Genomic DNA, 14416 nt, shown 5'->3' on the forward strand with positions numbered 1-14416 from the left:
AATTTCCTTTTCAAGAGATGAATTTACATTGAATTGGTGTACGGATATCCAACTGCCCCCATTTACCCAGAACGTCTGGAGTTCCGTTGGGACAACAATTGCATGGGCCAAACAAGGCGAACAATGAGTGGCTGTACTCGTCTTTTTCCGATGCAATTCAGGGCAGCACTTAGCCAGGAATTGGGTGTACTCAGTTTCTTGAGGGATCCCTGAGGGTCGACTACTTGGTTTGGTAAGTAGGCTTAGTAATTAAGGCGAAGAAAGAAGCGGGTAACTTGTCAGATCGGCAGCAGAATCACGGCGAGAGCGGCTGCGAACATGGATGGCCCAAAGGCAACTTCTGCAGGCTTTTCATCCCGTGCTGCCCGCACCAGGACGGCCGTGACCACTCCGCCGGCCACGAACCCAAGGGCTCCGCCATAGAACACCTGCGACCAACCCAAGTAGCCGAGGTACAAACCGAGTGGTGCGGCAAGTTTGACGTCGCCCATTCCGATGCCCCGAGGCGAAATTATCGCCAGAATCAGGTAGATAACGAACAGAATTGCCCCCGCAACCACCCCCCGAAGCAGAGCATCCCAGGACGGGGAGGCAGCTGCTGCAGCCGAGAGCAATACTGCGCCGGCCGTGAGGAGCGCTAACACGAGCCGATTGGGTAAAAGATGATGGCGAATATCAATTAAGGCAAGCTGAACGGCAAGAATTACCAGGACCAAATAGGCAGCAAGCGCCGAAGACTGGCCAAAACGAAAAGCCATGGCGGCCGAAAGTGCTCCGGTGAGCGCCGCCGTCGTAATTTTGAAGCGGACTGAAGTGTCAACGCTGAGTCGTGGAACGGCCTTCCGGACGCCGATCTCCGCCAATAACCCGAGGCCCGCGCCGAGCAGGCCAATCATCAGGACGAACAACGGCATGCTGGCCTCACCAGTGGGATACACGGACACGTTGCTCCTTATAAGGCGGGTCTTATGTTCGGTCTGTCGTTCGTCTTGATCCTTGGCCGGCGGGTGCGTGGAGACTGGATGCCCTGTCCGGTTACCCCATTTTGACCCGGACGGCCCCTCCACGGTATATTTGACAGTCGTTGTGCGTGTCCTATCTCGATGATGCGTGCCCGCTTGAGAATCCGGTTGCAGGATAACTACTCAACGAGCACATTCGGGACTTCAGGATGACTGGTTACATAGAGCCCTCACCTCTGTTCCGGTAGCGCATAGATAGTAGGTGCACACGCTTGAGTGACACCTAAAAAAGAACGCCAGAATAAGAACGAGGCAAAAACCGTGCGTACGTACACCCCGAAGCCCGGCGATATCAACCGCCAGTGGCACGTCATTGACGCCACAGACGTTGTCCTTGGTCGTCTCGCGAGCCAGACCGCAATCCTGCTGCGCGGCAAGCACAAGGCCACCTTTGCATCCCACATGGACATGGGCGACTTCGTCATCATCATCAACGCTGAAAAGGTTGCCCTCACCGGCGCCAAGCTGGAGCAGAAGCGCGCATACCGCCACTCCGGTTACCCGGGCGGCCTGACCTCCGTCAACTACGCGGAACTGCTGGAGTCAAACCCGGTCCGCGCCGTTGAAAAGGCCATCAAGGGCATGCTCCCCAAGAACTCCCTCGCTGCCCAGCAGCTGGGCAAGCTGAAGGTGTACCGCGGTGCTGAGCACCCCCACGCCGCACAGCAGCCCAAGACTTTCGAAATCACCCAGGTCGCCCAGTAGTCCTGGCCACCAAACAACTTATCTATACAAGGAGAACCGTGGCTCAGAACGAAGAGACCACCGAAGCCGTTGAGGCTGAGGAAACCCTGACCAGCTACACCTCGGAAAGCGGAGCAGCTGCTGAAGCTGCTGCGCCGAAGAAGGAGCGCCCGGCCCTGACCGTTGCCGGCGCAGCTGTTGGCCGCCGCAAGGAAGCCGTTGCACGCGTTCGCGTTGTGCCGGGCTCCGGCAAGTGGATCATCAACGGCCGCGAGCTGGCCAACTACTTCCCGAACAAGCTGCACCAGCAGGACGTCAACGAGCCCTTCAAGATCCTTGATCTTGACGGCGCCTACGACGTCTTCGCACGCATTCACGGCGGCGGCATTTCCGGCCAGGCCGGTGCACTGCGTCTCGGCATCGCCCGTTCACTGAACGAGATCGACGTCGAGAACAACCGCGCCATCCTGAAGAAGGCCGGCTACCTCTCACGCGACGCACGCGTCATCGAGCGTAAGAAGGCAGGCCTCAAGAAGGCCCGTAAGGCTCAGCAGTACTCCAAGCGCTAAAAATGCGCCTTCCCGATATGTGGCCGCTGGCGCGACCGCATATTGGGGCCCGCAGCGCTTTTTAGCGCTCGGCTCCACAAGCGCTAATTCCGCTTCCCGGAAGCCCGTCCTGTTCGCAGGGCGGGCTTCCGTCGTTAACTGTCATGCCGCCGACTTTGGGTTGGAGCCGGCGGACCGTCGTCTAAACTTGACCCGATGTCTAGATTATTTGGAACAGATGGTGTCCGTGGCCTGGCGAACGGCCTGCTTACAGCCGAGCTGGCACTGCAGCTGGCCCAAGCTGCCGCCGTCGTGCTGGGTCACGACCGCAATACCAACGGCACCCGCCCGCGCGCTGTCGTGGCACGGGACCCGCGCGCCAGCGGTGAGTTCATCGCAGCGGCCGTGGAAGCCGGGCTGTCCAGTTCCGGAATCGACGTCTACGACGCAGGGGTGCTGCCCACGCCAGCAGCCGCTTACCTCGTGGCGGACCTGAAAGCTGATTTTGGCGTGATGATCTCCGCCTCCCACAACCCTGCCCCGGATAACGGCATCAAGTTCTTCGCCCGCGGCGGCCAGAAGCTCCCTGATGACGTGGAAGACGCCATCGAGGCTGAGATGGGCAATGAGGCCCGTCGGCCGGTCGGCAGCGACGTAGGACGCATCCAGCGGTTCTCTGACGCGGAGGACCGCTACATCGTTCACCTCCTCGGTACCCTCCCGCACCGTTTGAACGGACTGAAGGTGGTCCTGGACTGCGCCCACGGTGCTGCCAGCGGATGTTCCCCGCAGGTCTTCAAGGACGCCGGCGCCGACGTCGTGGTGATCGGTGCTGAGCCCGATGGCCTCAACATCAACGACGGTGTTGGTTCAACCCACCTCGGTCCCCTCAAGGAGGCTGTGGTGCGGCATGGAGCTGATCTGGGCATTGCCCACGACGGCGACGCGGACCGGTGCCTGGCAGTTGACCATGAGGGCAACGAGGTGGACGGCGACCAGATCATGGCCATTCTTGCCGTGGCGTTGAAAGCCTCCGGAAAGCTGAAGGACAACGTCCTGGTGGCAACCGTGATGAGCAACCTGGGCCTCAAGATCGCCCTCACCAAGGCCGGCATCAGTATCCGTGAGACAGCAGTGGGGGACCGTTACGTCCTGGAAGAAATGCGCGACGGTGGGTTCAACCTTGGCGGCGAGCAGTCCGGGCACGTGATCTTTGCGGATCACGCAACAACGGGCGACGGCGTCCTCACCGGCCTGCAGATTGCAGCTCAGGTAGCAATGACCGGCAGGCCACTGAAGGACCTTGCCACGGTCATGACCAAGCTCCCACAGGTTCTTATCAACGTCAAAGGCGTGGACCGCACCCGCGTCAAGGGCGATGACGTAGTGGCAGCTGCCATCGCACAGGCTGAAGCGGAGCTCGGGGACACCGGACGTGTGCTGTTGCGTCCCTCCGGCACCGAACCTGTTGTCCGCGTGATGGTGGAAGCTGGGGAGCAGGCTACAGCTCAGCGGATCGCTGACAGGCTTGCCGCCGTGGTCCAGAAAGAGCTTGCGCTGGAGCTCGTACCCGAATAAGAGTCCAAGCCCCGCCCTATAGGTAGGCCGGCGCCGCTTCGAGTCCGAAGTATTCCTCGAGGGTGGCGATCCCGCGCTTCGCCATGTCGCTAGCGGCCTCGATCCCGATGTAACGCAGATGCCATGACTCGTAGTAGTAACCGGTGATCTCGTGAAACATCCAGGGATAGCGGATCACAAACCCAAACCGGTGTGCCTGCGCCTTAGCCCAGACCGCGGCCGGCTGCTCAGCGAAGCACGGCTGAAAACCGCACGCCCCACCGCCGTCGCCGATGTCAAAAGCCCAACCAGTCTGATGCTCCGAGTACCCGGGACGGGCCGACGCCGTATCAGCCTGCGCCTGCCCCTGTGAGCTCACATAGCTGCCGTACGTCGCCACTTGCGTGGCGTAGGACCGGTAGCCCGAAGCCAGGGTGATGCTGACTCCCTCCGCAGCAGCCGCAGCGAACAGCTGTTCAGCGGCAGCCGCCGTCGTGCTGTTAAGCAGGGAGGCCTCCCCGCTGACTGCCAGCGGAACGTTGGGCTGTACCAGATCCGAGGGCGCGTACTCGGGGGTGGCAAGGGGCCGGTGTTTGTTGACCACAAGCCAGGGGCTTGCGGGGTCAGTGAGGGAGTGCTGCTGCGCCAGGGCCGCGGCAGGCGAGACGGGCGATGGAACGGGCGACGGCGGCGGGGCCGCGGACGTGGCAGAGGCTGGGTCAGTGGCTGTCGGAGTGGCTGCCGTGCTCGGAGTGGGCGAGGGGGATCCTGTTGCCACGCCTGCCTGCGAGACCGCAGGGGAAGTGAGAGACGCTTCGGTGGTTGCCGGCGTGCAGGCGGCAAGGGCCGTGAGGCCTGCCCCGGCGGCCAGGAACCGGGTGAAGGTACGACGGCTCGGCAGCGGAGAGGGCTCCCCAGCAGGGGGCTCCCCAGCCGAGGGCCCGGTAGTTGGGAGCACCCCGGGGAACGGCGCGCAGTCGCGGCACATGCGTGCTAGACCTTCCTCAACAGCATGCGCCGGATGGAATGGTCCGCATCTTTGGTCAGCACCAGCTGGGCCCGGCCGCGGGTGGGCAGCACGTTCTCTTCAAGGTTGGGCTCGTTGATGCGCTTCCAGATATCCCGGGCGGTCCGTTCAGCCTCGTCGTCAGAGAGCGTGGCGTACCGATGGAAATAGGATTCGGGCTGCGCGAAGGCAGTGCTGCGGAGCTTCCGGAAACGGTCCACATACCATTCTTCGATGTAGGACGTCTTCGCGTCGACATAGATTGAAAAATCGAAGAAATCGCTCAGGGCGAGGCCTTGCCTGCCATCGTGACGCGGCCGGGCAGGCGCAAGGACGTTCAGGCCCTCAACGATCAGCACATCGGGACGCCGGACCACCACTTCCTTGCCCGGGACAATGTCGTACGTAACGTGCGAGTACCAGGGTGCCCGGACTTCCTCCGCGCCGCTCTTGATTTCACTGACAAAGCGCAGCAATGCCCGGCGGTCGTAGGATTCCGGGAAGCCCTTCCGGTCCAGCAGCTGGCGGCGCTTGAGTTCAGCCAGCGGGTAGAGGAAGCCGTCAGTGGTGATCAGCTCAACGTTCGGGGTTCCAGGCCAGCGGCGGAGCATCTCCCGCAGAACCCTGGCGATGGTGGATTTACCGACGGCGACAGAACCGGCCACGCCGATGACGAACGGTGTGCGCTGGGTGGTGTCACCCAGGAAGGTGGTGGTGGCCGCGTGGAGTTGCCCGGCTGCTTCCACATAAAGGTGCAGGAGCCGGGAAAGGGGGAGGTAGACCTCGCGTACTTCCTCGATGTCCAGGGGATCACCAAGGCCGCGGAGACGAAGCACATCCTCTTCATTAAGAGGCTGCTCCATCTGGGCTGAGAGCCGGGACCAGGTTTGCCGGTCCAGCTCCACGAACGGGGAGACACCCTCACCGTTCGATTCGTTGCGTTGCAAAGTCACCCTAGAGATTCTGCCCTTGTTGCGCACGAGAGCGAAATGGGAAGAACGCGCAAACCCGCTAGGCTTGTCACCATGTGTGGAATTGTGGGTTACGTAGGCCGTTCTTCGAACGGGGAGCATATTGGACACAATGCGCTGGACGTGGTCATGGAAGGACTGCGCCGCCTCGAGTACCGGGGATACGACTCAGCAGGGGTCGCAGTCCTGGCAGACGGAGAAATTTCCTTCCGGAAGAAATCTGGCAAGCTCAGCAACTTGATCACTGAGCTGGATGAGCACCCCCTGCCCGAATCCTTGACCGGAATCGGGCACACCCGCTGGGCCACCCATGGCGGACCCACTGACCAGAACGCCCACCCGCACCTGGCAGACGGCGGAAAACTCGCGCTGATCCACAACGGCATCATCGAGAACTTCGCCGAGCTGAAGCTCGAGCTCGTCCGCAAGGGCGTCACCTTCCTCTCCGAAACGGACACTGAAGTCGCTGCTGCGCTTCTCGCTGACATCTTCAGGACCAAGCTCAACGGCGACGTTTCCGACGGCGGGCTCACCAAGGCCATGCAGCTGGCCTGCCAGCGGCTGGAAGGCGCCTTCACCCTGCTGGCCGTGCACGCCGACCAGCCCGACGTCGTCGTGGCCGCCCGCCGCAACTCTCCGCTGGTAGTTGGCCTGGGCGACGGCGAGAACTTCCTCGGCTCCGACGTCTCCGGCTTTATCGATTACACCCGCCGGGCCGTGGAACTTGGCCAGGACCAGATCGTGACCATCACGGCAGACACCGTTGAAATCACGGACTTCTTCGGTGCCCCCGCACAGGGCAAGGAATACCACGTCGACTGGGACCCTGAATCCGCTGAAAAGGGCGGTTTCTCGTCCTTCATGGAGAAGGAAATCCACGATCAGCCGGACGCCGTCGCGCAGACCCTTCTGGGACGTTCTGACATCCACGGCAAGCTCACCCTTGACGAGCTCCGCGTCGACGTCGAACTCCTGAAGGACATCGACAAGATCATTGTCCTGGCTTGCGGAACGTCCTTCTACGCAGGGCAGGTGGCCAAGTACGCCCTTGAACACTGGTGCCGCATCGCCACCGAAGTTGAGCTCTCGCATGAGTTCCGGTACCGCGATCCGATCGTGGACGGGAACACACTGGTCGTCTCCATCTCCCAGTCGGGCGAGACCATGGACACCCTCATGGCTGTCCGCTACGCGAAGGAACAGGGCGCCAAGACCCTCTCTATCTGCAACACCAACGGCTCCACCATTCCCCGTGAATCCGACGCCGTCCTGTACACGCACGCAGGTCCCGAAATCGCCGTTGCTTCCACCAAGGCATTCCTGGCCCAGATCACCGCCGCTTACCTTCTGGGCCTCTACCTGGCACAGCTGCGCGGGAACATTTTCCAGGGCCAGATCAAGGACATCCTTGCGGACCTGGGCAAGATCCCGGCCAAGATCCAGCGGATTCTGGAAAACGAGGAGCAGATCAAGGAACTGGGCCGCTCCATGGCCGACGCCAAGTCCGTGCTGTTCCTGGGCCGCCACGTCGGTTTCCCGGTGGCCATGGAAGGCGCCCTGAAGCTCAAGGAATTGGCCTACATCCATGCTGAAGGCTTTGCCGCCGGCGAACTCAAGCACGGCCCTATTGCGTTGATTGAGGAAGGCCAGCCGGTGTTTGTGGTGGTCCCGTCACCGCGTGGGCGTGACTCCCTGCACTCCAAGGTGGTTTCCAACATCCAGGAAGTCCGTGCCCGCGGTGCCAAGACCATCGTCATCGCCGAAGAAGGGGACGAGGCCGTCAAGGCCTACGCCGAGCACGTGTTCTACATCCCGGAGGCGCCCACTCTCCTGGCGCCGCTCCTGGCTACTGTTCCGCTGCAGATTTTCGCCCTTGAACTTGCCCAGGCCAAGGGCTACGACGTCGATCAGCCGCGCAACCTGGCCAAGAGCGTCACGGTAGAGTGACGCCATGATTGTTGGCATCGGGGTAGACGTAGTAGATATTGAGCGCTTTGGCCGCCAACTTGAGCGGACGCCGGGGCTGCGGGACAGGTTGTTCGTCCCGGCCGAACGGGAACTCAACACCAGGTCCCTAGCCGCGAGGTTCGCAGCGAAGGAGGCCGTGGCAAAGGTCCTCGGCGCTCCCGCCGGCATGAACTGGCAGGACTGCTGGATCGGACTCGACCAGCACGGCCCCACCATCCAGGTGAAGGGAACGGTTCTGGCCGTGGCCGAGGGCAAGGGCGTCAAGCGCTGGCACGTCTCCATGAGCCACGATGGCGGCATCGCTACGGCTACGGTGATTGCCGAGGGCTAGGTCTTTCCGCCACGATTCGACAAGCATGAATGGACCAACAGGATTGGACCACCACGATGATCAGCGCCTACACCGGAACCCAGATACGCGAGGCTGAGAAGACTCTTCTGGATAACGGTATGGGCGCTGTTCTCATGCAGCGGGCATCCTACGGTCTGGCTAACGCCGTCATCCGGGAGCTCAAATCCATGGGACGCCGCATCTACGGTTCCAGCGTCACAGTGCTCGTGGGCAAGGGCAACAACGGGGGAGACGGGCTTTTTGCGGCCGCCTTCCTTGCCGGCCGGGGAATGCGTACGACGGCGGTGCTCACCGCCGGTGACGCGCACGCCGCCGGCCTGGCAGCCTTTCGCCGGGCCGGCGGAAGGACGCACGCCCTAACCAAAGACAACATCCCCGAACTGTTGGCCGCCGCCGCAAGCTCCGACGTCGTCATTGACGCTGTCCTCGGGACAGGTGCGCGTGGCGGGCTCACGGGAGCGGCGGGATTACTGATGGAGCAATTGCAGGCGAAGCTTCTGCAGCCTGAGCTCCTCGGAGCAGAGGGCACCCCCTTAGTTGTGGCCTGCGATATCGCAAGCGGTGTGGACGCTGATACAGGTGAGCTGCACGGGCCTGTGCTGCGGGCGCACGTGACTGTGACGTTCGGGGGAGCAAAGGCGGGGTTGCTGGCTGATCCCGGGGCCGGCAGCTCCGGAAGGATGGTGACTGTGCCCATCGGCATCGAGTCGGCACTGCCGTCGCCGGTCTTGCGCCGCCTTGACCGGGACGATCTCAAGGCCCTGTTGCCGCAGCCGGAACGCAGTTCCCACAAGTACTCCAGGGGAGTCCTGGGCGTCGTGGCCGGATCTAAACGCTACCCTGGTGCGGCTGTGCTGGCCTGCCGTGGGGCGCTTGCAGCAGGGGTCGGCATGGTCAGATACCTTGGTCCGCCAGAGGTGGCAGCCGCCGTTCGCGCCGCCTGTCCGGAAGTGGTGTGCGGACAGGGGCGTGTGGCGGATGCCCATGTCCAGGCGTGGCTGGTGGGCTCTGGCTTGGACGATTCTGCCGGGGAGCAGCTGGGCAGGGTCCATGATGCCTTGGAGTCAGGGCTGCCGGTGATTGCCGACGCCGGGGCTCTACGCATCCTCCCCGGCCGCCTTGGAGCCCAAGTGGTCCTCACTCCGCACGCCGGAGAGCTGGCCACGCTGCTGACGGAACTCGGCACTGCCACCCACCGGTCGGAGATCGAAGCAGCTCCCATGTTGGCGGCGCGCCGGGCTGCGACCCTGACAGGCGGAACAGTCCTCCTCAAGGGACCCACCACTGTCATCGCCACGGCGACGGGAGCCGCTTTCACCCAGGCCGAGGGAACACCGTGGATGGCCACTGCCGGCAGCGGAGACGTACTCGCGGGAGTGCTGGGCGCGTTACTGGCGCAGGTGGGGCCCAATGCCGACCGGTTCGCTGCCGTCGGCATTGATCCCGCCGAGCGGTGGGGAGCGATAGCCGCAATGGCCGCCAGTGTTCACGGCCTTGCCGGAAGCGCGGCGTCGGAAGGAGGGCCCCTTACGGCGGGCCGTCTCGCCGATGCTGTGCCGGGGATCTGGCCCGTTCGGACAGGATAGCCGTGCGGCGTTTGTCGCGGGTACCCGCTAGTGTGCAATGGTTACACCCGCACTAATAGTAAGCTTACTTTCCAGTTATACGCTGGATGGCGAGTGTGAATTGCAACTGTTGGACAACTGAGGAGTATTGATGGAAATCTGGCCCGGATCGGCTTACCCGCTGGGAGCCACCTTCGACGGCACCGGAACCAACTTCGCACTGTTCAGCGAACGAGCGGAAAAGGTGGAGCTCTGCCTTTTCGACGAGGACCGGGTGGAAACCCGCTTCGAACTGCAGGAAGTGGACGGCTACGTCTGGCACGGTTATATCCCGCAGGTCCAGCCTGGCCAGATGTACGGCTACCGGGTTCACGGGCCGTATGACCCCGCCTCAGGGCTGCGGTTCAACGCCAACAAACTGCTCCTGGACCCGTATGCCAAGGCTGTGCACGGCCAGGTCGACTGGGACCCGTCGCTGTTCTCCTACAACATGGGCGATCCCGACTCGAGAAATGATGCCGATTCCAGCCGACATATGATGCTCGGCGTTGTCATCAACCCGTACTTCGACTGGGACGGGGACCACAACCTCCGGATTCCGTACCACAAGTCAGTGATTTATGAGGCCCACGTCAAAGGCCTCACGCAGCTTCACCCGGAGATTCCCGAGGAGCAGCGCGGCACCTACGCCGGCGTGGCGCACCCTTCGGTCATCGCGCACCTGCAGAAGCTCGGAATCACTGCCATTGAACTGATGCCCGTGCACCAGTTCGTCAACGACGGCATCCTGCAGGACAAGGGCCTCAACAACTACTGGGGCTACAACACCATCGGCTTCTTCGCCCCGCACAACACCTACAGCTCCACCGGCGACACCGGCCAGCAGGTGCAGGACTTCAAGGCGATGGTCCGTACGCTGCACCGTGCCGGGATTGAAGTCATCCTGGACGTGGTCTACAACCACACCGCTGAAGGAAACCACCTGGGCCCCACGCTGTCTTTCAAGGGCATCGACAACCCCGCCTACTACCGCCTGATGGAGGGCGACCAGAAGCATTACATGGACTACACAGGGACCGGCAACTCCCTCAATGTCCGCCATCCGCATTCCCTCCAGCTGCTGATGGACTCGCTGCGGTACTGGGTCACGGAGATGCATGTGGACGGCTTCCGTTTCGACCTCGCCTCCACCCTGGCCCGCGAGTTTTACGACGTCGACAAACTCTCCACCTTCTTTGAACTCATCCAGCAGGACCCCGTGGTCTCCCAGGTGAAGCTCATCGCCGAGCCCTGGGACGTTGGTCCGGGCGGCTACCAGGTGGGCAACTTCCCGCCGCAATGGACAGAGTGGAACGGCAAATACCGGGATACCGTCCGTGACTTCTGGCGAGGAGAACCGTCCACGCTGGGCGAATTCGCTTCCCGGCTCACAGGCTCAGCTGACCTCTACGAGCACTCAGGCCGGCGGCCGGTCGCATCCATCAACTTCGTCACCGCCCACGACGGTTTCACGTTGTCCGACCTTGTGTCCTACAACGAGAAGCACAATGAGGCCAACGGTGAGGGAAACAACGACGGCGAATCCCACAACCGCTCCTGGAACTGCGGCGCTGAAGGCCCAACGGATGATCCCAAGGTCCTGGGACTGCGGGCACGCCAGCAGCGCAACTTTATCGCATCCCTGCTGCTGTCCCAGGGCGTTCCCATGCTGCTCCACGGCGACGAACTTGGCAGGACGCAGCGAGGGAACAACAACGGCTACTGCCAGGACTCCGAGCTGACCTGGATTAACTGGGACAGCGTTGACCAGCCTCTGGTGGAATTCACAGCGGCCGTCAACTCCCTGCGGGCCAAGCACCCTACTTTCCGGCGCAGCAAGTTCTTTGACGGCCGGCCCGTACGTCGAGGCGAAGGCGAGCGGCTGCCGGACATCGTATGGCTGGACGTGGACGGTTCAACCATGCAGCCCGAGGACTGGGAAGCCGGCCTGGGCCGCTCCGTGGGCATGTTCCTCAACGGCGACGGCATCCAGGGAAAGGACATGAGGGGCCGGCGGATTACCGACGTCAACTTTGTCCTCTACTTCAATGCCCAGGACGACGAAGTGAAGTTCAAACTGCCCTCCGATGAGTACGCACCCGCGTGGGACATCATCATCGATACCGCCGGGCACAACGCCGACACTGAACCCGTCTTAGCCGGAGGCAGCCTCCCCGTGGATGCCAAATCCCTGGTGGTACTCAGGGCCCACAGCACTCCGGAAGTGGAACCGGATCATTCGGTGGCAGCTTCCCTGGCCGCGTTGTCGCAGACTTCCACGCCGGAGTCGGCGGCGTTGACATCTCCCGCTTCGCCGGAGCCCAAACACACCAGGAAGCTCGGACAGAAGGAGGAGGGCGGGTCATGAGAACCCCCGTCTCGACGTACAGGCTGCAGATCCGAGCGGACTTCACGCTGCAGGACGCCGCAGGAATCGTGGACTACCTCCATGCCCTGGGAGTGGACTGGCTTTACCTGTCGCCGTTGCTCACTGCGGAAAAAGGATCGGGCCACGGCTACGACGTCACCGACCCGAGCGCTGTGGATCCGGACCGGGGCGGCCCCGAAGGGCTAGCAGCCGTGTCCCGGGCTGCCCGCGCCGCCGGCATGGGGGTGCTTGTTGACATCGTTCCCAACCATGTCGGCGTCGCCACTCCCCATCAGAACCCTTGGTGGTGGTCGCTGCTGAAGGAAGGCCGGCAGTCGAAATACGCTGAAGCGTTCGACGTCGACTGGGACTTTGGGGGCGGCCGCGTCCGCGTACCCATTCTCGGAAGCGATGACGACGTCGAACACCTGGAGATCCAGGATGGCGAACTGCGGTACTACGACCACCGCTTTCCCTTGGCGGAGGGGACGTACGTTTCCGGCGACAGCCCGCGTGACGTCCATGACCGGCAGCACTATGAGCTGATCGGCTGGCGCCGGGCGGACGACGAGCTGAACTATCGCCGGTTCTTTGCCATCAATTCGCTGGCAGGAGTCCGGGTTGAAATCCCGGAGGTCTTCGACGAAGCCCATGCCGAGGTTGTGCGCTGGTTCAAGGAGGACCTGGTGGACGGGCTGCGCATCGATCACCCCGACGGGCTTGCCGACCCGGGCGGGTATCTTCGCCGGTTGAAGGAAGTAACCGGAGGCGCGTACATCCTGGCGGAGAAGATCCTGGAACCGGGGGAGGAGCTGCCGCCGGAGTTCCAGTGCGAAGGTACCACCGGCTACGACGCCCTGGCCGACGTCGACCGGGTTTTCGTGGACCCCAAGGGAGAGGCGCCCCTGACGCGGCTTGATGCCCGCCTGCGTGGCAGCCGCAAGTCGGCTGACTACGCCGCCATGATCCACGGGACCAAGCGCGCCATCGCCGACGGCATGTTGCACTCCGAAATCCTGAGGCTCGTCAGGCTGGTGCCTCAGGACCTGGGGCTCACTGCCTCTGAGTCTGCCGATGCATTGTCTGAGATTATTGCTGCCTTCCCCGTCTACCGCACCTACCTGCCCGAGGGCGCAGAGGTGCTGAAGGAAGCCTGCGAAGCCGCCCTGGACAGCAGGCCCGACCTCTCCCATGCCGTGGCCAAACTCCTCCCGTTGCTCAATGACGCCGACGCCGAACTCGGGCGTCGGTTCCAGCAGACATCCGGAATGGTGATGGCCAAAGGCGTGGAAGACACAGCGTTCTACCGCTACACCCGGCTGGGGACGCTCACGGAAGTCGGCGCCGACCCCACGGAATTCGCGCTCAGCCCGGAGGAATTCCACGAACGGATGATCCGGCGCCAGGAGCGGCTGCCCCTGTCAATGACCACCCTGACCACTCACGACACCAAACGCAGCGAGGATACCCGGGCACGCATCTCTGCAATTTCGGAAGTCGCGCCTGAATGGGCGGCAACCCTCGCCCGCTTGCGGGAGTTGGCCCCATTGCCGGACGGACCCCTCGCGGCGCTGGTATGGCAGGCAATCGCCGGGGCGTGGCCGGCCGATCGCGTCAGGCTCCGCGGCTACGCGGAAAAGGCTGCCCGTGAAGCCGGGAATTCCACCAGCTGGACGGATCCTGACGCGGATTTCGAGCAGAAACTCCTGGCCGCTGTGGACGCCGTTTTTGACCACCCCGATGTCCGCACAGAGTTGACAGCCTTTGTGGCGCGCATTGACTCGCATGGGGCGTCGAATTCGCTGTCCGCCAAGCTCGTCCAGCTCACCATGCCTGGAGTGCCGGACGTCTATCAGGGCACGGAGTTCTGGGACCGCTCCCTGGCAGATCCGGACAACCGCCGGGCCGTGGATTTCGAACGTAGACGGAACACCCTGGCTGAATTGGATGACGGTCAGCTTCCGGCCGTCTTCCAGGCGGAGGCCTGCAAACTGCTGGTGACTTCACGTGCCTTGAGGTTGCGTCGCGACCGTCCCGAGTTGTTCAGGGGCTACAAGCCGGTGCCAGCCACGGGATCGGCAGCTGATCATCTCCTCGCCTTCAGCCGCGCTGACACCATGGAACCCGCCACGGCCGGCGCGATTACCCTGGCTACGAGGCTCCCCTGCGGACTGGAAGGCAAAGGCGGATGGCGGGATACCGCCGTCGCTCTTGACACGGAAATGCAGGACCAGCTCACCGGAACCATTTTTGGCCCCGGCCCGGTGGCGGTGGCGGACATCCTGCGGGTTTACCCGGTGGCGCTGCTCACCCCCATCAGCGAAAACAGCTAGCCA

Annotated in this window: 11 protein-coding genes; 8 read left to right on the top strand and 3 right to left on the bottom strand. The window is 62.9% G+C overall.

Translation table 11 applies throughout. The features are described from left to right. Positions 1-278: 278 nt before the first annotated feature. Complete coding sequence (locus RIN13_RS15145) at positions 279-938, bottom strand: A24 family peptidase (RefSeq protein ID WP_309108167.1); 660 nt, start codon at positions 936-938, stop codon at positions 279-281. Between the two features lie 345 nt (positions 939-1283). Here RIN13_RS15145 and rplM point away from each other — a divergent pair, with 345 nt between their 5' ends. The 3 genes from rplM to glmM all read left to right on the top strand — a co-directional run bounded on the left by rplM (position 1284) and on the right by glmM (position 3832). Beyond that, the gene (rplM, locus tag RIN13_RS15150) at positions 1284-1727 is read left to right on the top strand and encodes a 50S ribosomal protein L13 (protein WP_015937805.1); all 444 of its coding nucleotides are present in this window, start codon (positions 1284-1286) and stop codon (positions 1725-1727) included. A 38-nt stretch (positions 1728-1765) separates the two neighbouring features. Further along, the gene (rpsI, locus tag RIN13_RS15155; RefSeq protein ID WP_309108168.1) at positions 1766-2275 is read left to right on the top strand and encodes a 30S ribosomal protein S9; all 510 of its coding nucleotides are present in this window, start codon (positions 1766-1768) and stop codon (positions 2273-2275) included. 195 nt (positions 2276-2470) lie between these two features. Next, complete coding sequence (glmM, locus tag RIN13_RS15160; protein ID WP_309108169.1) at positions 2471-3832, top strand: phosphoglucosamine mutase; 1362 nt, start codon at positions 2471-2473, stop codon at positions 3830-3832. Positions 3833-3848: 16 nt separating this feature from the next. Here the strand turns inward: glmM and RIN13_RS15165 are convergent, their stop codons facing one another. Further along, positions 3849-4799, bottom strand: coding sequence for a D-alanyl-D-alanine carboxypeptidase family protein (locus RIN13_RS15165; protein ID WP_309108170.1), 951 nt, complete (start codon positions 4797-4799; stop codon positions 3849-3851). Between the two features lie 5 nt (positions 4800-4804). Beyond that, complete coding sequence (coaA, locus tag RIN13_RS15170; RefSeq protein ID WP_309108171.1) at positions 4805-5770, bottom strand: type I pantothenate kinase; 966 nt, start codon at positions 5768-5770, stop codon at positions 4805-4807. Between the two features lie 72 nt (positions 5771-5842). Here coaA and glmS point away from each other — a divergent pair, with 72 nt between their 5' ends. The 5 genes from glmS (at position 5843) to treY (ending at position 14413) form a co-directional block, all read left to right on the top strand. Next, positions 5843-7735 (top strand): glutamine--fructose-6-phosphate transaminase (isomerizing), encoded by a 1893-nt coding sequence (glmS, locus tag RIN13_RS15175; protein ID WP_309108172.1) that lies wholly within the window; start codon positions 5843-5845, stop codon positions 7733-7735. A 4-nt stretch (positions 7736-7739) separates the two neighbouring features. Next, positions 7740-8087, top strand: coding sequence for a holo-ACP synthase (locus RIN13_RS15180; RefSeq protein ID WP_309108173.1), 348 nt, complete (start codon positions 7740-7742; stop codon positions 8085-8087). 56 nt (positions 8088-8143) lie between these two features. Beyond that, positions 8144-9694 carry an NAD(P)H-hydrate dehydratase gene (locus tag RIN13_RS15185; RefSeq protein WP_309108195.1) on the top strand — a complete coding sequence of 517 codons (1551 nt, stop codon included), beginning with the start codon at positions 8144-8146 and terminating at the stop codon, positions 9692-9694. A gap of 130 nt (positions 9695-9824) precedes the next feature. After that, complete coding sequence (glgX, locus tag RIN13_RS15190; protein WP_309108174.1) at positions 9825-12080, top strand: glycogen debranching protein GlgX; 2256 nt, start codon at positions 9825-9827, stop codon at positions 12078-12080. Beyond that, the gene (gene treY / locus RIN13_RS15195; RefSeq protein WP_309108175.1) at positions 12077-14413 is read left to right on the top strand and encodes a malto-oligosyltrehalose synthase; all 2337 of its coding nucleotides are present in this window, start codon (positions 12077-12079) and stop codon (positions 14411-14413) included. The genes glgX and treY overlap by 4 nt, the downstream gene beginning before the upstream one ends. Positions 14414-14416: the final 3 nt, after the last annotated feature.

Origin of the sequence: Arthrobacter sp., assembly GCF_031179985.1 — a bacterium.
In the GTDB taxonomy this organism is placed as follows: Bacteria; Actinomycetota; Actinomycetes; order Actinomycetales; family Micrococcaceae; genus Arthrobacter.